Source organism: Blastopirellula sp. SH421, assembly GCF_057808535.1.
Genome location: NZ_CM173712.1, coordinates 263,497 through 283,713, shown reverse-complemented (window position 1 = coordinate 283,713; position 20,217 = coordinate 263,497). Strand labels below are relative to the sequence as shown.

General features: G+C 55.1%; 20 protein-coding genes. 6 read left to right on the top strand and 14 right to left on the bottom strand.

Going from position 1 to position 20,217, the window contains the following annotated elements; all coding sequences use genetic code 11:
- Positions 1-183: 183 nt before the first annotated feature.
- Positions 184-981 carry a hypothetical protein gene (locus SH421x_RS01150; protein ID WP_488853466.1) on the top strand — a complete coding sequence of 266 codons (798 nt, stop codon included), beginning with the start codon at positions 184-186 and terminating at the stop codon, positions 979-981.
- A gap of 36 nt (positions 982-1,017) precedes the next feature.
- Here the strand turns inward: SH421x_RS01150 and SH421x_RS01145 are convergent, their stop codons facing one another.
- The 9 genes from SH421x_RS01145 to SH421x_RS01105 all read right to left on the bottom strand — a co-directional run bounded on the left by SH421x_RS01145 (position 1,018) and on the right by SH421x_RS01105 (position 8,696).
- Positions 1,018-1,665: a chemotaxis protein CheD gene (locus SH421x_RS01145; protein WP_488853465.1), complete on the bottom strand. Its 648-nt coding sequence runs from the start codon at positions 1,663-1,665 to the stop codon at positions 1,018-1,020.
- A gap of 654 nt (positions 1,666-2,319) precedes the next feature.
- Complete coding sequence (locus SH421x_RS01140; protein WP_488853464.1) at positions 2,320-2,466, bottom strand: H-X9-DG-CTERM domain-containing protein; 147 nt, start codon at positions 2,464-2,466, stop codon at positions 2,320-2,322.
- 159 nt (positions 2,467-2,625) lie between these two features.
- Complete coding sequence (locus tag SH421x_RS01135) at positions 2,626-3,045, bottom strand: carboxypeptidase regulatory-like domain-containing protein (RefSeq protein WP_488853463.1); 420 nt, start codon at positions 3,043-3,045, stop codon at positions 2,626-2,628.
- 139 nt (positions 3,046-3,184) lie between these two features.
- Positions 3,185-4,147, bottom strand: a complete 963-nt coding sequence (locus SH421x_RS01130; protein ID WP_488853462.1) for a DUF1559 family PulG-like putative transporter — start codon at positions 4,145-4,147, stop codon at positions 3,185-3,187.
- A gap of 119 nt (positions 4,148-4,266) precedes the next feature.
- Positions 4,267-4,404 carry a hypothetical protein gene (locus tag SH421x_RS01125; RefSeq protein ID WP_488853461.1) on the bottom strand — a complete coding sequence of 46 codons (138 nt, stop codon included), beginning with the start codon at positions 4,402-4,404 and terminating at the stop codon, positions 4,267-4,269.
- A 107-nt stretch (positions 4,405-4,511) separates the two neighbouring features.
- On the bottom strand, positions 4,512-5,474 hold the full coding sequence (locus SH421x_RS01120) for a DUF1559 family PulG-like putative transporter (RefSeq protein WP_488853460.1): 963 nt from the start codon (positions 5,472-5,474) through the stop codon (positions 4,512-4,514).
- Between the two features lie 733 nt (positions 5,475-6,207).
- A complete protein-coding gene (locus tag SH421x_RS01115) occupies positions 6,208-6,615 on the bottom strand; it encodes a hypothetical protein (RefSeq protein WP_488853459.1) in 408 nt (135 codons plus the stop codon).
- Between the two features lie 125 nt (positions 6,616-6,740).
- Entirely contained in the window at positions 6,741-7,703 is a 963-nt protein-coding gene (locus tag SH421x_RS01110; RefSeq protein ID WP_488853458.1) for a DUF1559 family PulG-like putative transporter, read from the bottom strand.
- Positions 7,704-8,180: 477 nt separating this feature from the next.
- Positions 8,181-8,696, bottom strand: a complete 516-nt coding sequence (locus SH421x_RS01105) for a hypothetical protein (protein WP_488853457.1) — start codon at positions 8,694-8,696, stop codon at positions 8,181-8,183.
- A gap of 186 nt (positions 8,697-8,882) precedes the next feature.
- On the opposite strand from SH421x_RS01105, the gene SH421x_RS01100 reads away from it, so the two are divergent.
- Together SH421x_RS01100 and SH421x_RS01095 are read left to right on the top strand one after the other, a co-directional pair.
- Positions 8,883-9,773: a carbon-nitrogen hydrolase gene (locus SH421x_RS01100; RefSeq protein WP_488853456.1), complete on the top strand. Its 891-nt coding sequence runs from the start codon at positions 8,883-8,885 to the stop codon at positions 9,771-9,773.
- A complete protein-coding gene (locus SH421x_RS01095; RefSeq protein ID WP_488853455.1) occupies positions 9,773-10,807 on the top strand; it encodes an agmatine deiminase family protein in 1,035 nt (344 codons plus the stop codon). Before SH421x_RS01100 ends, SH421x_RS01095 begins: the two co-directional genes overlap by 1 nt.
- Before the next feature lie 55 nt (positions 10,808-10,862).
- Here the strand turns inward: SH421x_RS01095 and SH421x_RS01090 are convergent, their stop codons facing one another.
- From SH421x_RS01090 to sucC, 5 genes are all read right to left on the bottom strand, one after another.
- Complete coding sequence (locus SH421x_RS01090) at positions 10,863-12,356, bottom strand: sulfatase family protein (protein WP_488853454.1); 1,494 nt, start codon at positions 12,354-12,356, stop codon at positions 10,863-10,865.
- A 159-nt stretch (positions 12,357-12,515) separates the two neighbouring features.
- Positions 12,516-12,929: a hypothetical protein gene (locus SH421x_RS01085; RefSeq protein ID WP_488853453.1), complete on the bottom strand. Its 414-nt coding sequence runs from the start codon at positions 12,927-12,929 to the stop codon at positions 12,516-12,518.
- 49 nt (positions 12,930-12,978) lie between these two features.
- The gene (locus SH421x_RS01080) at positions 12,979-13,917 is read right to left on the bottom strand and encodes a DUF1559 family PulG-like putative transporter (RefSeq protein ID WP_488853452.1); all 939 of its coding nucleotides are present in this window, start codon (positions 13,915-13,917) and stop codon (positions 12,979-12,981) included.
- 316 nt (positions 13,918-14,233) lie between these two features.
- The gene (gene sucD, locus SH421x_RS01075) at positions 14,234-15,109 is read right to left on the bottom strand and encodes a succinate--CoA ligase subunit alpha (protein ID WP_488853451.1); all 876 of its coding nucleotides are present in this window, start codon (positions 15,107-15,109) and stop codon (positions 14,234-14,236) included.
- Positions 15,110-15,279: 170 nt separating this feature from the next.
- The gene (gene sucC, locus SH421x_RS01070) at positions 15,280-16,464 is read right to left on the bottom strand and encodes an ADP-forming succinate--CoA ligase subunit beta (protein WP_488853450.1); all 1,185 of its coding nucleotides are present in this window, start codon (positions 16,462-16,464) and stop codon (positions 15,280-15,282) included.
- A 594-nt stretch (positions 16,465-17,058) separates the two neighbouring features.
- Between sucC and SH421x_RS01065 the strand changes: the two genes are divergently transcribed.
- The 3 genes from SH421x_RS01065 (at position 17,059) to SH421x_RS01055 (ending at position 20,154) form a co-directional block, all read left to right on the top strand.
- Positions 17,059-17,889, top strand: a complete 831-nt coding sequence (locus tag SH421x_RS01065) for a hypothetical protein (RefSeq protein WP_488853449.1) — start codon at positions 17,059-17,061, stop codon at positions 17,887-17,889.
- Positions 17,890-17,962: 73 nt separating this feature from the next.
- Positions 17,963-18,565 carry an ankyrin repeat domain-containing protein gene (locus tag SH421x_RS01060; protein WP_488853448.1) on the top strand — a complete coding sequence of 201 codons (603 nt, stop codon included), beginning with the start codon at positions 17,963-17,965 and terminating at the stop codon, positions 18,563-18,565.
- A gap of 92 nt (positions 18,566-18,657) precedes the next feature.
- Positions 18,658-20,154, top strand: coding sequence for an ankyrin repeat domain-containing protein (locus SH421x_RS01055; protein ID WP_488853447.1), 1,497 nt, complete (start codon positions 18,658-18,660; stop codon positions 20,152-20,154).
- The last annotated feature ends 63 nt before the right edge of the window (positions 20,155-20,217 follow it).

Below are 20,217 nucleotides of genomic sequence, written 5' to 3'. Positions count from 1 at the left end.
AAAAAGGGTCAGAGATGCCTGTCGAGAGAGCCAACAAGCGGACAATTTGAGGATAACAGCTGCAAAGTTGGCTGTCTATTCGCTAGATTCACTCCATCGCAACGCCTGAAGTGACTAAGATTCAACCATCCGCAGCGAAACTCCATTGAGCCGCGAATTTTTATCACCTGCGCGAGCCCGCTGATGAACACCAAGTCAATTTTGCCCGCCATTTGGGACATTCCCGGGGTTTTTCGCCTCCGTTTGGGGGATCAAGTAGGCCGTCAGCGCGTGATGGCGTCGGATGGGCATTTACTGATTGTTTTGCATCAACCTCCTAAACCGGGCGAAAAAAATCGAACCGGCCGCTACTTTTGGCGAGACGCCAACGGAGAATGGAACTCCAGCGATGTCGGTTCAGGCGAAGGCGCCCTGGAGCGGCATCTAGCGCAATACGCGGCGGCGATCAATCACCTGGAAAAAAAAGAAGAAGAGGCCGAAGGATCAGCCGCTTACTTTCAGGTGATTTCTGATCTTAGCCCGCTGCTGCGAGCGACGCGCAACCTACACGCGGTGATGCAAGAGGCTCGGGAACTGGGCGACAATCACAAAGTGCTGATCAACGCCCGCGATCGCGCGTATGAACTCGAGCGGAAAGCAGAGCTGTTGTACAACGAAGCGAAGAACGAACTTGACTTCGCGATCGCCCAACAGACCGAGCGTCAGGCCGACGCCAGCCATCGCATGGCGATCTCGGCGCATCGGCTGAACGTGCTGGCCGCCTTCTTTTTTCCGATCGTCACGCTGGCGACCATCTTTGGCGCCGGGCTTCATCACGGCTTTGAAAACTGGAACGCACCGTTGCCCTTCTTCAGCATGACCGGCATCGGACTACTGCTCGGTAGTATCCTGTGGGCGTTCGTCAGTGCGCCTCCAGAGTTGGCGAAACGCGTCAAACGAAGTGACAGCGAAGCTCGACCTTCGCGCCATCCGCAGCGTTAATAACCGGCGCCAGATGCTGCTGGGGGCGACCTCCGTTCAAGTGAACAGGGTGACTTGCCCTGGCGATTGAAACTGCTTGGACCTCGACTCATGGACGTATTGAACTTCTCGCTGCAACGTATTTTTCAGCACACGATTTTCTAGCGGCTTTACGGCGGCTTTGCCTAGCGCGGTATGAAAATATACCTTTACGCCGTGACTACCACCGACTCGTTCCGCTGCGAGCTCAATCTGTTCATCGCGCAAAAATCGATGAATGAATTCAATGTTCCTGTCTCCGACCTGCAGACCGTCCGCCTGTAGATTCAAGACATTCGCACCGCCAAAGATTTTTGCCCGTAGGCGGTTTCGTTTTCCGCCGCGTCGCATGATTCCGTTGATCAACAGTTCCATAGCGTGCACGCCAAACGAAGCATTGGTAGTCTGATTGTGCGACTGGGGAAGCATAAAGTGATTCATCCCCCCGATCCGCGAAAACGGATCATACAGACAAGCGGCGATGCAAGATCCCAATAACGTGGTGATGATCGCCGGCTCCTTGCTGACGAAAACTTCGCCGACGATGATCGTTCTCTCAATCTGGCGATTTGGCGCCGAGAAAGCCTCTGGCGGGACATGAGAAGCAACTACGGACCGCTGCGACAGGAACGCCTGCCTACGACCATTCGTGGATACATTGCTCAAGACTCGCCCCTTTCAAACATGGAAAATCGCCGGCCAGCAAAGATGCCATTGTCTGGTGAAAAGCACGAATGGCGATAAACGATCGAGCGCTGCCTGCTAATAAACGGCTCGAATGGAGCGGAATGCTGTTAGAAACATATCTCGCGATTGATTCGCAAGTGAATCAAAAGCAGTTTAATTTTCGGCCCGCTACCTCTAAGAAATTTCGACGTTGCCACAGTGCATCCTTGCTGCGCGTTTGACGAAGCGGAAAGAATACCTCTCGACAGACCCAGCATGATCATCCCGCAAAGTCTGCACATTCCACCTCCCATTCGAGAGGAATCTGAAGCCAGCTTCACGTAACTCGTCGAGATCGCCACAAGCCACCGCATGTCGAGCTCAGCCCATCGCCTGAACCTGCGCTGAACGTGCTTTGCAGCAAGGTTAACCCAGCGCGGCACGAAACAAATCAGGCTCTCCGACCAAGGTGGAGAGCCTGATGAACAGTCGCAGGGCGATGCTTAGCAGCCTGTTGATTTGCTCAATAGGCTGCTGCGTCTGATGGAGGAGACGCCAACGTAGCGGCGTAAGTGGTTATTAAGTGAGCCGTGAAAGCTGCGATCTGAACCTGGCGAGATTGAAAAAATCCACCCTGGCCTTTTCAACCGACTGTTAGTAGTCCCCCAAGACCTTGCCGTCGGACATGCCCGACAGACTACGCCAGGTAAGGATATCGATCGTGTCGGCGATAAACGGAACCGAACCATCGCCAAGCGTCGCTTGCACGCCTCCTGGATGTCGGCTTCGAGGTCCAAGCAACTTCGACCTCGTTAAAAACCTCTGCTACTTTTGGCGGTGAGAGTTAACCGCCTGTTACTGCGCTGCAGAATTGTTTCTGGGGGCCTGCTTGCCGACGGATCCGAGCGGTGACGCCATCCAAGGTGGCGTCAATCAATTACCAGTGCAGACAGGGCAAAATTATTTCGAGTCCAAATCAAAGTCGACCACATTCGGCCCCGGCTTCACTTCGGCCGTTAGCTTCGTTTTTGAGTTGTACTTTGCCGGTATCTTTTCAGGCTTCGATTCGACTTCTCGTTCAACGCCGTCTTGCGAGACGGGCGCTTGTTCAGGCTCGGTTGTAATGCTTACTTTGTGCTCTCCTTGTTCGGCGCCTTCGGTATCACGGATGTAGTACAGCTTGTAAGTCCCGTCGGCGGCGGTGACTCCCTGGGAAGGTCGCCCCTTGGCCGGCATAAAACTGACCCGAGCGTTCGCCAACGGCTGGTCATCCATGGTTACTTTTCCAGAAACCTGATTGACGTCGGAGTTACTTTTGCTGCAGCCTGCCGCAGCGAACGCAATGCTCAACAGCAGGCAAAAGAGAGTCGTACGAGGCATTTTTACACATCAGGAAGAAAGGAGAATGAACGCGTCAATCGATGGATTCAAGAGAGCAGGCGAGCAGTCATCGCTGCATCGCCTGCTTTGGCTTCATTTTGGTCTTTACGTCGCCGTTGATCGCCGGCGCGAACGGCGATTAGTACTCGCCCACCACCGCTCCGTCTTGGCGATCACATAACGCCGTTAACGTGGCGAAGTTAATCGTTTCTGGAATAAAGTGAACGGAACCATCCACAAACCCCGCCATCACGCCGCCTGGATGCGCAGAGATGAACGGGATGTTCACGTTGTAGTTGGCGGCGTTTCCGGTTCCGCCGTACGTCCCAATCGGGAAACGCAGTGTGGTGACATTTTGGGTCCAGTCCGCAGCGCCGGAGCCGCAGGACCAAGTCGATCCTGCATGCCCGCTCGAGTAACGGTCTACTTTGTCCGTTCCGTTGTACTGATAATCCCCTTGCTCGCTGACGTACATCGTATTGCTGGTCCCGTCGATCATGTTCCGCATTCCCAACACGGGGCTTTTGCTGAACATCGGAACGATCGAACCGTTATAGACGGCGTCCCCATAGACGGAATCTTGGGCGAAGGTGGAAACGGTCGCCGTGGTTCCCCCTTTATAATAGGACCCGGTTATTCCAACGTAATTTGCGCGCTGCAGCGTGACCGTGCCGTTGCTGTTTGTCGCTTGCGTTTTCGTTAAATCGAGTGGGCTAGAGGGACAGTACAAGCCTTTGACAATCAAGCCATCCAAGACCGTCGAATTAGGACTAGGACCATCCTGCATCGACCAATCGCCGGTAAATGTCATTTGATTGTAGGCGGAGGTCTGCTCCATAAACGGCAAGAGGCGGACAAACCAGGAAGGTCCGCGTTGACGAGCTCCGGTCGTCGATTGCGGCACCCCGTTATACGCAAAGGCTTGATAAGTATCGTGATAGTTGTGCATCGCGATGCCCAACTGCTTCAAATTGTTCGAGCAGCTCATCCGCCGCGCCGCTTCGCGTGCTTGTTGCACCGCCGGCAGCAGCAACGCGATCAGCACTCCAATGATCGCGATCACGACCAACAGTTCGACGAGCGTAAACGCTCGTAAACGCATCCCATGTTTCTTCATTAGACAAACCCTTGTTGAAATTAATAAATCTATAAATGCAATCAGAGGCAATAAGAACTTGAAGTTGATATAAAAGCGTAGACATGCTCGATTTATCTGCAATCTTATTTATTGCTTCGTTCTCGTTTTTGCATATCAACGTGCTGCGCACGAACTTCTTCCTGCGCCTGTGGACTAAGCGTTTCTTTTTGAGGTTTGCCGCATCCTACGCTCACAAGAAGCAACGCCAGCGGAATCAACATTCCGTTTAACGTTGCGATACGCTGTATCTTGCGCCGGTATAGTTGGGAAAGAATCACGGTAGGACCTATGGAGCTAGTCTCAGAAATTGAGGCCGATTCGGGAAAGCTTATTGAGTGATCAGATCTTTCGCATCGCGCGATCCGTACGCCATCCAAACTTCGCCATCCATGGTCTCGGGATAGAATTGCACGCTGCCGTCGCACAGCACCGCGTTGGCGCCGCCAGGATGGTAGCTGCCTGCAGGTGCAACGATCTTCCACCAATCATCGGGACGCCAGCAGGTGCTGTTGGGCGGCAGCAGATGGTTGTACCAATTTCGCCAAACTGAACCTTCAGAAAATGGATAGCCGCGATAACGCCAATCGCCTTCCCACGGAATGGTCTCCGTCATCCAGTTTTTCGCTTTAAACGCGGCGGCCGCCGCGTTTAAGTCTCCCGTTGGAGGAGCGCCAAACTCGTAACAATCGAAGCGAGATGGTTCTGATCCAGACTCGCCTGCTCCCAATGGGCACTCGGCAAAAGCGGACGTATTGCTAAGCCCGTCCGTCACCGATGCGAACCGCAAATCGCGTTGACGCTTTCCACCGCCTACATCTCCCCAAGGCCCAAAAACACCGTCCCATCCTTTGATATGAACCCATCGTCCAGCGTTGGCGAAATAGCTGGTCCAACCCATGGGATCTCCCGAGCCTGGAAACGGATCGGAAGGGCAAATGAAGGTCTTGGGTTGCGTTTGGGCGGCACTAAAGTTGGGTTCGACGAATGGCCCCACGTTGATGTCAATCAAGTCGCGTTGATTGTCCATCTCCAGGTAGTTCATCAACTGCATGTGGGCCGAGAGTTGATGCTCGGTTTCACCCTGCGGCAGCTTGTCATAGGTGCTGTGAAAATTGTGCAGCGCCAATCCCATCTGCTTGAGATTGTTGGTGCAAGAGGATCGCCGGGCTGACTCTCGCGCTTGCTGCACAGCAGGCAACAACAGCGCGATTAAGACGCCGATAATCGCAATGACAACCAGTAGCTCGACCAGCGTAAATGCTGATCGCCAAGAACGCGAAAGAAATCTCATTTGCGCACCCTCCGATAAAGATATGGAAGAAAATGACTTCACTCGGGATTTTGCCTCTTCCGAGTTGCGCAGCGTCAGCGACACGACGAAGCAACGTCGTTCTACCAACGGGATTTACATGCAATCCTCGATTACGTCGGTTTACAATCGAGAAAGCGAAACTTGCACCGCATCGAGCTAATGAAGCGACAATGCGATGACCAGGATAAGTGAGTGGACGAGTTCCGAATTATGAAATGATTCACTGGACTAATCGTTCCGAATCGACACTACTCATACTAGGTCTTTCAGCAACAACATACTCCCGATGTAATTGCAATCATTAAGCTTTTGTGTGCAAAAACAAACTGAAGACCAACTACCCACTCTAGAGCAAAGAAAAGCCTCTCAATCGAACTGCAATCCATGCATGAATCAGACGACAACGCCTAAATTAGCAACGATGATCACGCTAAACACGAATCAGATAGCAGTGCGAGAACGAAACGGTCACGAACCGATAATTAAGAATTGCATCGTTTCAGCAACGCGATAGTTGCCGTTGCTACTCGCAGATCTGCCGCAGGGCCGTCTGATTGCAGCTGCCCTGCCTGCAAGAGATCCAAGAGGTTGCCTCTGATGAATGTCGCAACCCCGGTGATGCTTCTGGATTCTTGCCGAATCAAAACCTGACGCAGCAGACAAACGACAACGGGTCAACTGTCGTCGTTTGGGTCAAGAGAGAGGAGATCGCTCACTTCATATCGAACTGAAAATCGTTTTCCCCTTCCTGCACGCTAGCCTGCAGGTCACTGTCCGAGTCGTTCGAGTATTTTTTGGGGATCTCCGAGTTGACGCGAACCGGTTTGGGCGGCGCCGACATGTCCAAGTTCAGATCGACGGCCGGTTGCACATAGGCGACGTACTCGCCAACGCGTACCGGCTCTTCTACATGGAAGGTTCCATCTGTGACGACTGCTTTGTAGGCGGCGCCGGTCTGCTGGCTCAGGAAAAAGATTTCTAGGTCGGATGGCGCTGGTTTCCCGCGCAACGTCAATTTTCCGCTCACCTCGCCAACGGGATAGGGATGAGAATTTCCGCAGCCCACGCCAGCCGCAAGGATAGCTGTACTACAGAACAGGAGAAGGATTGAACGATGCATGATGGCTCATTTCATTGAATAAATACTTGAACAAGAAACAATCGCATTGCAGCGGCAATGGCTATTCTCGTCACGCACCAACAACAGCGTGACAAGTTTCGATGGACAAACGCGGCTCGCTGCGGTTAGAGATTGACGGTCAATCCATCTGCACGAACGGCCAGCCGTTTCAGCATGTCGAAATCGATCGTTTCTGGAATGAAATGAACGCTGCCATCGGCAAACAACATATTGACCCCGCCGGGGTGAAACGAATTCAAGATGGTATTATTGCGATAGGTCGTATCGGTCGCTCCCACTTGAATGATGTCGGAATTGATCGCGAAGCGAACGCAGGACGTTCCTGATTGCCAGAGATCGGAACAGGCCGGAGTGGTCGAATTGACGTGGCTATAATTTCGCGCGCCATGCCAACCGCCGTAGTAGTTGGCGGTCCGATTCAGATTGTTGGTCAGCCCTGACTGCTCCGACAACAAGACGGTGTTGGAAGTCCCGTCTATGCAGTTGCGAAAGCCGCGGTACTCGTTGGGCGACATCATCCCGTTGTTGCATGAATAACCATGCCCGCAATCCGCAGTGCCCCCGACGTTGCCGGGAACTGTCGGCGCAGCCCCCTGCAAGCCGACATAGTGATGGCACATCCCTTCCAAGTCATTGTTTCCGACGGCGGTGTCAAAAACCGGCAAGGCGCTAGAAGGACAAAGATAAGCGTCGACTTTCAGCTTGATCAAGACTTCGTTGCCAGCATAGCTGTTGCCGGCAAAGCTGCCGCTGAAATCCAATTGGTCAAAAATCACGCTTTGTTCTAGCCCCGGCAAGATCGAAGTGCGCCAGTTGCTGCCGTTCTTCAGCGCCCAATCATCCATGCCGCGTGCACCACACGGAAACGTCTGGTAAGTGTCGTGGTAGTTGTGTAGCCCCAGCCCCATTTGCTTTAGATTATTCGTACATTGCATCCGTCGCGCCGCCTCGCGCGCTTGCTGCACCGCCGGTAACAAAAGTGCGATTAGCACGCCGATAATGGCGATCACCACCAATAATTCGACCAGCGTAAACGCCGATCGCTGATTTGGATTCGAATAAGACATCGCGTAAGCACTCCAATGAAAAGATGATAAGAAAGATCAGACTCGGGTTTCAGGGCTCTGCCGAGTTACGCAGCACAACAGCGATTAACAAGAATGTCGCCAAGCATTTTGAATCAATGGAATGAATGGAAACGCAACATTCCTACGTCGATCGTTTCGGCTGCAGAATCGCAATCAAGTTGCGGCGGAAATAGGCGAACTTGAGAACGGTCCAATTTCACTACCTATGATGTTAAAGCCCCAAACCGCTGAATGCTCCCGATCTTGTTGCTCACACTTATCCTTTGTGTGCAAGCGCAAAATGCGCATTTTTGCTCATTTTGAGGAAAACCTACCCGCCCGCATGAGGCATATTCTGCACACAATGGCACACTGCGGATAACTAGATGTAATCGCTGTATTGATTGAGTAGCTATCGAGTCCCCCACAGGGATCACGCCTCATTGCAGCGCGTCTTGCACTCAGAAACAGCGACACCTACTTTTTGCAGTCGGTCGTTCGGCAAATGCGCCTAGTCAGCGCAGCGACAATCACCACGGTTCCTACAATCCCGGCCGCGCGTAACCAACCGGTCTTAAAGACAACTGTGCCGTTGAACGCAATAAACAGAAAGAAACCCACCACCGCCGCTTCGATTCCTGGGGCACGCCGGCGATAACTTTGCGGTGCAGCTACCAGCCACACCGCATCCAGCGTCCAAACCGCCGCCATCAGATAATTAATGTACAGCCCTGCCCCCACTGCGGCGCCCAGCGTCGCTTTGGTTTGCCGAGCGATGTCGTCGTACGCTTCGACCTGGCTGCCGTGGTGAAAGAAATAGATCGCCGCCGCGATGTGCGTCAGAAACAAGCCGCACGCCAACGGCCACAGCACGCGATCCATCGACTGCCAACGGCGGCTATCAGCGGCCAACTGTCGACCTACGCAGCAAACCACCAGCAGCGTCAAAGCGCCGCGGATCGTCCACCGGGTCAGTGCGTCTCCTAGATCCATCGTCGTGTTTAAAGTCCTCGGTTGATCGTGTCGATCGCAGCCAGCGCCGCAATCCGCGCCAAGCCGTAGTTTTCTCGCTGGCGCCGCTGTTGTAATATCACACAAGATGCGCGTGTTTGCGCGGCCCGCTCTCTGTGCAAAATCATAACCGCCGACACTTCCTCTTCTGGCCCCCTTAGAGCCGCTATGCCTGAAAAAACTCCAGAAAAAGTCAACGTCGCCGTCGTGCAAATGACCTGCTCGACCGTCAAGCAAGATAACGTCGACAAAGCGGTCGCGCAGATCGCCGCAGCGGCCAAACTGGGCGCCAATATCGTCTGCCTGCAAGAGTTGTTCGCCGGGCAATATCCTTGCCAGGAAGAAGACCACTTGAAGTTCCAAGAGGCCGAGCCGATCCCCGGCCCCACCAGCCAAGCGATTCAAGCCGCCGCCGCTCAGCACGGCGTCGTAGTGATCGCGTCCCTGTTCGAGAAGCGGGCCGAAGGCCTCTACCACAACACCGCCGCTGTCTTTGATGCGGATGGAACGCAGTTGGGCATCTATCGCAAGATGCACATCCCAGACGATCCCCATTACTACGAAAAATTTTACTTCACGCCGGGCGATCTAGGCTTCCGCTCGTTCCAGACCAAGTTTGGCCGTGTCGGCGTCTGCATCTGTTGGGATCAATGGTTCCCCGAAGCGGCTCGTCTGACTGCGCTCAGCGGAGCCCAGATCCTCTTCTATCCCACCGCGATCGGCTGGCTGGTTGACGAGAAGGACGAGTATGGTCCGGCCCAAGTCTCGGCTTGGGAAACAATGATGCGCAGCCATTCGATCGCCAACGGCGTCTTCGTCTGTGCCCCCAATCGGGTCGGTCTGGAAGGAACGATCGAATTTTGGGGACACTCGTTCGTCAGCGATCCCAACGGCAATCTGCTGAAGGTTGGTTCGCATGACCGGGAAGAAATCTTGATCGTCGAATGCAATCTGGCGCAGATCGACTTTGCCCGCACGCACTGGCCCTTCCTGCGCGATCGCCGGATCGACGCTTACAGCGGCATCACCAAACGCTATCTCGACGAAGGCGCCCTCTAATGGCGAAGCTCTCAGGCACACCGCGACAGCTCGGTTATCGCTGGCCCGCCGAGTGGGAACCGCATGCCGGCACCCTTCTCTCGTGGGCCCACAATCGCGAAAGTTGGCCCGACAAGTTTGAACCAATCCCGTTTGTCTACCAGCGACTAGTCGAGACCCTCTCGCAGTTCGAACCTGTCCACATCCAAGCTGCTGGCGCAGCGCTGGCCGAAGCACAGCGGATGGTTGGCCATCTCCCCAATGTCACGCTGCACGAGATCGGCACCAATGACGCGTGGGCTCGCGATCATGGCCCCATCTTCTTGCAATCAACTAGCAGCGCTCAACCGCGCGCGGCGATAGATTGGCGATACAACGCGTGGGGCGGCAAGTACCCGCCGTGGGACGCCGATGACGCGTCGGCCCAACTATTACTCGCCGATCTTGGCGTTCCCTATTTTGAGCCCGGCATCATCCTGGAAGGAGGCGCTGTTGAAGGGAACGGCGCCGGCGTCATCCTGACCACTGAAGAGTGCTTGCTCAATCCCAACCGCAACCCGACCCTCTCGCGCGATGACATGGAGCGTTATTTACGCGACTATCTTTGCGCCGAGAAAGTCCTGTGGCTTGGCCGTGGCATTGTTGGCGATGACACCGACGGGCACATTGACGAACTAGCTCGCTTTGTCGCTCCCAACCGCATCGTCGCCGCCTACGAAGCCAACACCGGCGACGAAAACCATCAGCCGCTCGCCGAGAACTTCGTGCGTCTACAAGAGATGACCGACCAACACGGCCAGCCCTTTGAAGTGATCAAACTGCCGATGCCGCAACCCAAGTTTGTCGGCGAGCAGCGGATCCCTGCTTGCTACTGCAACTTCTATATCGGCAACGGCGTGGTGATCGTTCCCCAGTTTGAAGATCCCGCCGACGCCGCCGCGGTCGAAGTCTTGCGCCGCTGTTTCCCTGAACGCGAAATCGTTCCCCTTCCGGCGCTCGACCTGGTTTGGGGACTCGGCGCCTATCACTGCATCACGCAACAAATTATGCCGTGATAGCCGCAATCCACCTAGTGTGACATCACATGGCAATTTTCGGCGCCGAAGGTGTCTACTGCTTTGGTGCACCAGACCCAAGAACTAGCGGCTGCGGATTTTTCACTTTGCCGGCAGCGCGTTGCCTGGTTCCTGCTTGCTTAACGCCCCCGATCTCTCGGCGGATTTGCTCGGCCATTTTGGTGAGCTGCGCGACGACGTCGGGATGCTGGGCCGAGACTTCTTGATCTTCGTGAACGTCGTTGCGAACGTCATACAGCGCTGCACTCCCCTCTTTACTCGCGGCCGGAGGCAAACGAAGTCCGGTCTTGGGATCGAGCGGAAGATAGAGTTTCCACCGACCTGCGCGAATCGCCTGCAGCTGATCCATGTAGTAAAAGGCGAATCCATCCTCGTCCCAAGGAGAAGTCGTATCTGCGTGTCCAGTTAAAATGCGTCTAATTTCATGTCCATCGATATCCGCTTTTGGCATGGTTGCGCCAGCTAGTATGGCAATCGTCGGCAACAGGTCCATGGTCGAGCAAACCGCATCACTGCTCTGTCCGGCAGCGATCTGGCTGGGCCAGCGCAGTACGCACGGCATTCGCATCGCTCCTTCACTGGTGTTGTAACCATCCCCTTGATATGGCAGATTGCTCCCTTGCGGCGGATTACGTCGTGGGGCGCCGTTGTCGCTGGTCCAGATGACTAGCGTGTTCTCATCCAGTTGCAGTCGGCGGAGGGTCGCCATGATCTGACCGGTGCTCCAATCGAGCTCTTCGACACTGTCTCCGTAAGGACCATTGTTGGATCTCCCCTGAAAATCGGGGCTAGAAAATGGACGATTCGTCGAGCCCGGCATCGCATGGGGAATATACGCAAAGAACGAGCGGTCCTTGTTGAGCTCGATGAACTTGATCGCTTCTTCGGTGCAGCGTTTCACCAACAAATCGCGATCAACCGGCGCTTCGATCACGGTTTCATCGCGCATCAATGGTAGCTCGGGCCAAGACTCTGGCCGCAGATCCTTGACCATGTCGTCGCTATACGGAATACCAAAGAAGGTGTCAAAGCCTTGCCGAGTTGGCAGAAACCGTGGCTGGTCCCCTAAATGCCATTTGCCAAAGATGCCGGTCGCATAGCCCGCCGTCTGTAAAACTTCGGCGATGGTGATTTCATGCGGATTCAAGCCCTTGGTATCAAGCGGCCGCAATACCGCGGCGCCTTCGCCGCCGACGTGCATGTTGACACGTAGCGGATAACAACCAGTCATCAGCGCCGCCCGACTCGGCGTGCAAACGCCGCTGGCGACATAAAAGCTGGTCAGCTTCATCCCTCCTGCCGCCAGGCGATCAATGTGCGGCGTACGGTGCAGCTGAGAACCATAGCAACCGATGTCGCCGGTCCCTAGGTTGTCGACAAAGAAGAGGACAACATTCGGCGGCTTAGGCTCGGCGCTCTCAGCCCTAGCTGCGCCCGTGACTGCAAAACCGGCCAAGAGAGCGACGACCAGAAGCGCCGGGCAGAGGATGCCACCGGGAAAAGCACGGAGTAAAGAAAGCTGGTTCATGGATCAGCGCCAGGCAAGAGGTACGCAGATTGGCGGAGCGAGTGATGTCTCATGATATCACTGCGGGATCCGCCAATGCAAAGCATTTCCTCAAAGACTGGGATCGAGCCGTAAGCCCCTTACTGCTCGCTATGTTTTGACGTTAGTTTCATTCAGCCGCTATGGAAGCTCCCAGACAATTCCTTCATTGGGTCCTGACTGCACAACAAATTCATACTTGCTTTGTACATTGCAGGATGGCGGTAAAGTATCTTCGTCCGGGCGCTGCGAGCCATCTTCGAGCGTGATCATTTTGCCATTCGGCCAGCTCGCGTAAAATTCGATTCGCTTCGGACCAGGCGTCGCCAGATCCTGAAACGCTCCCTGATGAATCATTACCACTTGGGTTGCTCCTGCGTTGGTCTCCCCTGAGGCCGGCATCAAGATCAGCTTTCCTTGCTCGAGAGGCGCGCCTTGAAAGGTGACCGTTCCGGAGATCGGAAACCGCTCGCGCCCATCTCCTATTTTTCCGCATCCGACCAGCATCAGAGCGGCGATGGACAGGCAAGCCGCAGTTGTCATATTGAACTTCATGATTGGTTTCCACGCAATTCGCTGAGAGATTAAAAGCCCGCCAACACGCTTACCACTGAGGAGTGACTTCGCCGCCGCTGCGCGTTGCAGCTCCCTTCCAAATGTTGGTATCGACAGTCTCGCCGACAAAGCGTACTGACGCATCGACCAGTACAACCTGCACGCCGCCCGGGTGATGGCTACGCGAGTAGGTTGCATAGACACCGCCTGACCCGGCGCTGACCGCGGGGGAGAATTTCTCAACATTTACAAAGCGTCCCGCTTCTTGCACGTCCGGCGTTAGCGAGTTGGGAGTGACGTTGGCCGAGATTGTCGCATTGCCGGTATAGCACATGTTGTACATGCCGCGACGATCGGTCACCGAAGCATCGACGCCTCCTTCAGGCACAAGATTAATCTCGCCCATCATCATCGTATTGCTGGTTCCGTCGCTGACGTCGGCCATGCGCACCTTAGAGCGAGCAAAGAACATTCCAGCCATTCGTTCGTCGGCACTGCCGCCGCTATCGTAATAACGCGACTCGCCATGAAAGCCGAGATAATTACCGCCAAACCCTTCTTTACTAACCTTGGGGCCGGCGCCATCGGATGGACACATATATCCAGTCACAACTTGAGTGATGCCTGGAATCTGCCAGGAGGGGACGTTCTGTTTTTGCCCGGCGTCCAATAGGTCCCACAGAGCTTGCTGTTCGATAAACGGCAAAATGCAGCGGGCATAGCAGTAACGCTGCTGATGGCCGGAAGTGCCTGCCGGCTTGTCGTCATAGCCCAGCGTTTGAAAATAGCCCGGGGGAAACTTGCCATAGGTATCGTGATAGTTGTGCATCGCGATTCCGAGCTGTTTCAGATTGTTGCCGCACGACATCCGGCGCGCCGCTTCGCGCGCTTGCTGGACTGCAGGCAAAAGAAGAGCAATCAGGACGCCGATGATCGCGATGACCACCAGCAACTCGACCAGCGTAAAGGCCGTTCGCGACTTCGTCATTGTTTTTCAATCCGAAAGATGAGAATGATTTATTGTGGACAAAGACCGATCGTAGGTAGCTGCCGATTACATCGGAAGGAGATATTTGCCAGCGACTTACGCTTTTTGACACAGATGATTACGGCGCCGCATTTAAGACCACAAAGTCGTTTATTCTCAATTTCTGGGTGTATTATTGCACTCAAGTTTTTTTCCGGCAGAGAATTACTTATTAGGTATTTCCCGCACCTCGAATCGATACCCCTCATGCGCACTAAAAAAACGCGTCCCGAATGGAACGCGTTCTTACCTTGGATCGTAAATGCTGGTGCGAGCTTTACTTCTTTTCGATCGCCCGCTTCAGGGCGGTCCCCATGTCGGCTGGGCTTTCGGCAATTTCGACGCCGGCGGCTCGCAGTGCGGCAAATTTCTCGTCCGCTGTTCCTTTGCCGCCCGAGATAATCGCGCCGGCATGGCCCATCCGCTTTCCAGGAGGAGCCGTGCGTCCGGCGATGAACGCGGCGACCGGCTTGTCGACGTTGGCTTTGATGTATTCGGCCGCTTCCTCTTCGGCGGTACCGCCGATTTCGCCCATCATCATGATCGCTTCGGTCGCGCCGTCGGCCTGGAACATCTTCAGCAGGTCGATAAACGAGGAGCCAACGATCGGATCGCCGCCGAGACCGACACAGGTTGACTGGCCCAACCCCAAGCTGGTCAGCTGCCAAACTGCTTCATAGGTGAGCGTACCGCTGCGGCTCATCACGCCGACCGGGCCCTTCTTGTGAATGTAGCCCGGCATAATGCCGATCTTGCATTCTTCAGGGGTGATCACGCCGGGGCAGTTGGGTCCGATCAAGACCGAGTCGGAGGCTCGCACCTTTTCGTAAACCGGAACCATGTCGAGAACCGGCACACCTTCGGTGATCGCAATGATCACTTTGATTTTGGCGTCGAGCGCTTCGAGGATCGCGTCGGCCGTGCCAGCCGGCGGTACAAAGATCATGGTCGCTTCGCAACCGGTCGCGGCTACCGCTTCTTCGACGGTATCCCAAACCGGCAAACCTTCGACCTCTTGGCCACCTTTGCCTGGCGTGACGCCGCCGACCATCTTGGTGCCGTACTCAAGGCAACCCTTGGTATGGAAGCCGCCGACGCGGCCGGTGATCCCTTGGCAAATGACCTTCGTATCTTTGTTGATCAGGATGCTCATTGGAACAGCTTCTTCTGGTGGTGATTAGCCTAAGGGATTTTTTTAAACTTCGTAGGGTGCGTCTAGACGCACCTTGTCATGTTTTGAATGTTATCAGGAGAAGAAAACTGCTCCCAACCGCATTCCCTCGCTTGCGCTGCGGGCTAGTGTCCGAGTCGCTCGCAGGACAACTACGCGACAGACGCGACAACCTTTTTCGCGGCGTCGGTCAAACCGTCGCCGATGATGATCGGGATTCCCGACTCAGACAAGATCTTGCGACCTTGCTCGACTTCGGTCCCTTCCAAACGGACGACCAACGGCACGTTAAAGCCGACGCTCTTGTATGCTTCGACCACCGCCGTGGCGATCGTCGTGCAACGCATGATCCCGCCAAAGATGTTGACCAAGACCGCTTTCACATTCTTGTCGGCCAGCAAAATGCGGAATGCTTCGGTCACTTGATCGACATTGGCTCCGCCGCCGACATCCAGAAAGTTCGACGGCTCGCCGCCGTGCAGTTTGATGATGTCCATGGTCGCCATCGCAAGGCCGGCGCCGTTGACCAGACAACCAATGTTGCCTTCGAGCTTGACGTAGCTCAGCCCGGTGTCGGCCGCTTTGACTTCGGCCGGTTCTTCTTCGGACAGGTCACGTAGCGCGACGATTTCGGGATGCCGGAACAAGCCGTTCGAGTCGAAGCTCATCTTGCAGTCGAGCGCGATCATGTCGCCCGAACCGGTGATGACCAATGGGTTAATCTCGAGCAAGCTGCAGTCGGTCTCCACATAAGCCTTGCAAAGGTTTTGGATAAACTTGTATGCGCTTTTGGCCGCAGCGCCTTCAATACCCAGTTTTTTGCAAAGCTTGCGAACCTGAAATGCATCCGGCCCACGGGAAGGATCAAAATGTTCCTTCAAAATCTTTTCGGGGCTGTGGGCGGCGACCTCTTCGATTTCGGTCCCACCTTCGCTCGACATCATCAACACCGGCTTGGCGGCGGCGCGATCTAGCACGATCCCCATATAGAGTTCGCGGGCAATATCGCAGCCTTCTTCGACCAAAACCTGATTGACCTGTTTCCCCTCGGGGCCGGTCTGGATGGTAACGAGCTCTTTGCCCAGCAATGCGGCGGCAACGGCTTTCGCTTCGGCAGCCGATTTAACGAGCACGACGCCGCGTTGGTCGGCATTGTCTTTTACCGTCCCTTTGCCGCGTCCACCCGCGTGGATTTGAGCTTTGACGACGGCGATTTTGCCACCGAGCTCGTCGTAGGCCTTGGCCGCCTCTTCTGGCGTTTTGGCGACGATGTTACGCGGGACGGCGACGCCTGCGTCGCGGAGAAGCTGCTTCGCCTGGTATTCGTGAATTTTCATCGACTAAATCCGACTGAGTCGAGGCGTCATGGTGCAGTAAAAGCCGGATTATCGATGCATAACCAAACAGGGTCAACCATAGCGCTTTTATGGCGGATGAGCCTGTCACTATTTTCATCTGTCCGAAAGTAAGCCGATGGGAGGTTGCCGTGCGCAGGAGATTCGCTCGGCATACGTAAGGTTTAGCAGCCAAACGGAGTGGTGCGTTTGACCGGACGCAGAGCAGCGGCCAAAGCAATCATCGAAAAAGCAAAACCGGCGAAAATCAGGAAGGATTGGATGGCGAGCATTGGAAAGTCTCCGAACTTGGGGGGAAGTTGAGAGACTTATTAGGCGATATCCGTGCCAAATCGTTCGGATACGAAAAAAACCGGAATCTCGCCCCTAAATTTTACCCAAACCTCCATCTGGGGCCGATAATTAACCAGTCGCGTCAGCTAGCAGATATCGATTTGACTACGAACTTCGCGTTGTGAGACAAAACTGCGACACGTCTGACGATAAATGCCTAGACCAAACAGAGCTGCAGACGAATAATGACCTTACTAGCTTTGACGCCATGCCGAACCGCGTACCTCTCGCTGAACGGAGCTCATGATGCGTAACCTGCTAATGCTGCTAGCCCTCGCGGCCGCCCAAGCCGGGCTCTACTTCTGGCGACTGCGGCCTGATCAGTTCCGGTGGGACAGCCTGACCGGCATCGCTTTGATGACATTGACCGTCGTCTTTTGGTCCGCGATGCTGCAAATCGCTTGGCGGGACCAGGGCGACCAGCCGGACTTACCTGCTGACGAACCTGAGTTGCCGGGGGTTCCCTTTCCCCAGAAGCGGGCGGCAATCGCTTGCTTCTTTGTTGTGTTGGCGATTCCAGCAACATTATCGACTTGGATTTGGGCCCAGACAAAGGCTGGCCAGGAAATCGCCCAATTTTACCGGGGGGCTAAGCTTCCTGCTCCGACATTCGATCCTTACTCCTATGGCAGCGCGAATTCCGCAACTTACGCGTCTCTTGCCCCCTACTTATTCGAAGCAAATCTGCCAGCGCCCAATCCTCAACCGGCGACTTTGTTATCCGGCCCTAAGTTCCAATTCACGCCGCCGGTACTTCACCTGAAGCATTCGTCGCAAATTTTCCCTCCTCATCCGCTGATTGCGAAACGCCAAGCAAAAAACCAAGGCTACGACTACATTGAGGAGACCTATTACACGGCGTCTGTCGGGAAACTGAATGATCTTCAACATCCACGGGCACTGACTTTGGCGATCCAACGCGGAGACGTAGAACGCGTCCAAGCATTGATCGACGCAGGCGCCAACGTCAATGCCGTGAACCCCGACGCGATCCGAACGCCGCTAGAAGAAGCGGAGATGTGCGGGAAGCAAAAGATCCTCGACCTGCTGAAGAAAGCCGGGGCGAAATCGTAGCCGGACGTATAGCGTCGTTCTTTGGCCCCCTTTAAACTAGAGAGCAATCTCTATCAATTTCCCCGGCGCAACAATGCCGATCGCGCTCCACCTAACGCTCCCAATACTCGCCATCTTGATCTGGTCAGCACTGCTGCAGATCGGTGTGGGACGGATTGCAGGTAGGTTTCGCGGCCAGTTCCGCCAACGTTCGGTCGTGGTCATTATCTTGATGGCCGCAACTCTGGCAAGCGTCGTACTGATCGGCATTTTCTTGTCGCGCATTGATGAGTATCGCACCCGTTTCAATCGAAATATCATGTTTACATTCATGCGCGGCGACAAAATGGACGTTGTTGGTCTGGTTGCCCATGGTTGTGACGTCGACAATGTCGGCTGGTGCGGTAGTTCCGCTTTGTGCAATAGCCAGCCAGATGTGATGAACTATCTCGCGCTGCGGCGATTGCATCTCGATCCTGACGATCCCGAAGTCGCCGAGTTGCTGTTTGTATTCGCTCAAGTCGGCTCGAGTAACTATGTGGAAGCACTGATCGACGCCGGCGCCAACGTTAATTGCCAGAACCAGGCGACCGGCCAGACGCCGCTCGACATTGCTATTCAGGCGAAGCGCCCTTATGTCGCTCTCCTCCTAAAGCGAGCAGGCGCCGTCTCGGCCGCTGATCTCGCGAAACCGTAGCATTCCTGCTTCCCACGGATTACATTGACACCAACAGAGCCGAGCAGCGATGCCCGCTGCCTCCCTTCCCTCTTTGCTGAGTCACCCGACCGATGATGCGCGGATGCGTGTTGGCCTTGCTGCTGCTGGCAGGCCTGGTGTGCGGTTATTTCTATTGGCTCGACCAAATCTTTGAGTGGCCCGGCAACTTGATCGGCGCCGGGGTGATCGGGCTGGTCGTCTTCTTTTGTCTGGGAGCTTTGCAAGGCGCTTGGACTGCTTGGCGCGATGCGGCGCGACTGGGCGACATCGATCGACACGAGCCGCTGGAGGATGGCAAAGTGGTCGCTGTCAGCGGGACCATTCATCCGCTCGACCAGCCGCTGCTTGCGCCGTTTAGCGGTGAACAATGCGTTGTCTGTGAGTATGACTTGATCCGACGCTCTCCTCCCGACGTTCCCGAACAAGAAAACCCCGGATCTGAATTCGCCGGCTTTTTGATGGTTCCCTGTGTCATCCGCGGCTCGCGGGGTGACATCCGAATGTTTGGTTTTCCACAGGTGGAAGGCTTTGATGAGCAACTGGTGCATGGCTATGACGCCGCTCAGAACGCCGCCAACTATCTGCGCAGCACCGAGTTTGAAGATCGCTCTGGCGTCAAAATGATGAGCCTGCTCAGCGTATTTGGTGAAGTCTGGTCCGACGAAGATGGCCTAGTCGAAAAGAACATGCGCATCGGCAAGCTGTCGGCCGACGATCTCTTTCCCCGCGACAAAGACGCGAGTCTGCAAAAGCTGGCCCAATGGGATGCCGAGCACCGGTTAGCAGGCGATGACGAGGATGACGACGACGAGGAAGAGGAAGAAGATTTGCCGGAAGATTTCGACATGGAACTTCTCGTGCCGCAGATGAAAGAAAAACGCGTGCCGGTCGGCGCCGAGGTCTGCGTGATCGGCATCTATGACGAGATGCGTCGCGGCCTGTTGCCGCCACCGGGGACTTTGACCCCAAATCGCTTGATTCGCGGCAGCGCCGCCGAGATCGCAGCTGGCTCACTTTTGAAAATCGTCACCAATCTGCTAGGCGCCTTCTTAACGATCACGATCGCGCATGCGATTCTCTTCGGCGTCATTTGGGCCCACCAGAACAACACCGATGAGCGCGAGTCGCGGGAGCGCCGCGCTGTCAACGCGGTCTCAACCGACAAACTGCCAGAGCTCGAAGCATTGGTCTATCGCGGCTTTGACGTTAACTACACCGACAAAGAGGGGCATTCGCTGTTGATGATGGCCAGCACGCCGGAGATCGCCGCCTATCTGATTGAGCATGGCGCCAATGTCGACAAGATCGATCCATCTGGGCAAACCGCAATTTGGTTCGCCGCGCGTCAAGGTCGTGGTGAAATAGTCAAACTGCTCCTAGCCGCTGGCGTCAAAAACCCCAACCCGCGCAGCCGAATCACCGAACGCACCGCGATCGAAGAAGCAACGATTCGCGGCGATCAAGTGATCGTCGAAATGATTGAAGCCGCGTTACTTCGGGATGGCCAAGCGGCGGTTCATCAACAAGAACCAGATCGCCATCCCGCCGAAGGTGAGCCCGGCAGTTAGCATGACGCTCCAGTCCATGTAACAGCCAAACCCAATCAAGGCGCAAAAGAGAATGAGATACGA

Coding starts and splice junctions, on each gene's coding strand:
- SH421x_RS01085 (WP_488853453.1), bottom strand. CDS start 12,929: ATGAAGTTCAATATGACAACTGCGGCTTGCCTGTCCATCGCCGCTCTG.
- SH421x_RS01065 (WP_488853449.1), top strand. CDS start 17,059: ATGATGCGTAACCTGCTAATGCTGCTAGCCCTCGCGGCCGCCCAAGCC.
- SH421x_RS01125 (WP_488853461.1), bottom strand. CDS start 4,404: ATGTTGATTCCGCTGGCGTTGCTTCTTGTGAGCGTAGGATGCGGCAAA.
- SH421x_RS01095 (WP_488853455.1), top strand. CDS start 9,773: ATGGCGAAGCTCTCAGGCACACCGCGACAGCTCGGTTATCGCTGGCCC.
- SH421x_RS01120 (WP_488853460.1), bottom strand. CDS start 5,474: ATGAGATTTCTTTCGCGTTCTTGGCGATCAGCATTTACGCTGGTCGAG.
- SH421x_RS01150 (WP_488853466.1), top strand. CDS start 184: ATGAACACCAAGTCAATTTTGCCCGCCATTTGGGACATTCCCGGGGTT.
- SH421x_RS01115 (WP_488853459.1), bottom strand. CDS start 6,615: ATGCATCGTTCAATCCTTCTCCTGTTCTGTAGTACAGCTATCCTTGCG.
- SH421x_RS01080 (WP_488853452.1), bottom strand. CDS start 13,917: ATGACGAAGTCGCGAACGGCCTTTACGCTGGTCGAGTTGCTGGTGGTC.
- SH421x_RS01135 (WP_488853463.1), bottom strand. CDS start 3,045: ATGCCTCGTACGACTCTCTTTTGCCTGCTGTTGAGCATTGCGTTCGCT.
- SH421x_RS01110 (WP_488853458.1), bottom strand. CDS start 7,703: ATGTCTTATTCGAATCCAAATCAGCGATCGGCGTTTACGCTGGTCGAA.
- SH421x_RS01130 (WP_488853462.1), bottom strand. CDS start 4,147: ATGCGTTTACGAGCGTTTACGCTCGTCGAACTGTTGGTCGTGATCGCG.
- SH421x_RS01060 (WP_488853448.1), top strand. CDS start 17,963: ATGCCGATCGCGCTCCACCTAACGCTCCCAATACTCGCCATCTTGATC.
- sucD (WP_488853451.1), bottom strand. CDS start 15,109: ATGAGCATCCTGATCAACAAAGATACGAAGGTCATTTGCCAAGGGATC.
- SH421x_RS01100 (WP_488853456.1), top strand. CDS start 8,883: ATGCCTGAAAAAACTCCAGAAAAAGTCAACGTCGCCGTCGTGCAAATG.
- sucC (WP_488853450.1), bottom strand. CDS start 16,464: ATGAAAATTCACGAATACCAGGCGAAGCAGCTTCTCCGCGACGCAGGC.
- SH421x_RS01105 (WP_488853457.1), bottom strand. CDS start 8,696: ATGGATCTAGGAGACGCACTGACCCGGTGGACGATCCGCGGCGCTTTG.
- SH421x_RS01055 (WP_488853447.1), top strand. CDS start 18,658: ATGATGCGCGGATGCGTGTTGGCCTTGCTGCTGCTGGCAGGCCTGGTG.
- SH421x_RS01090 (WP_488853454.1), bottom strand. CDS start 12,356: ATGAACCAGCTTTCTTTACTCCGTGCTTTTCCCGGTGGCATCCTCTGC.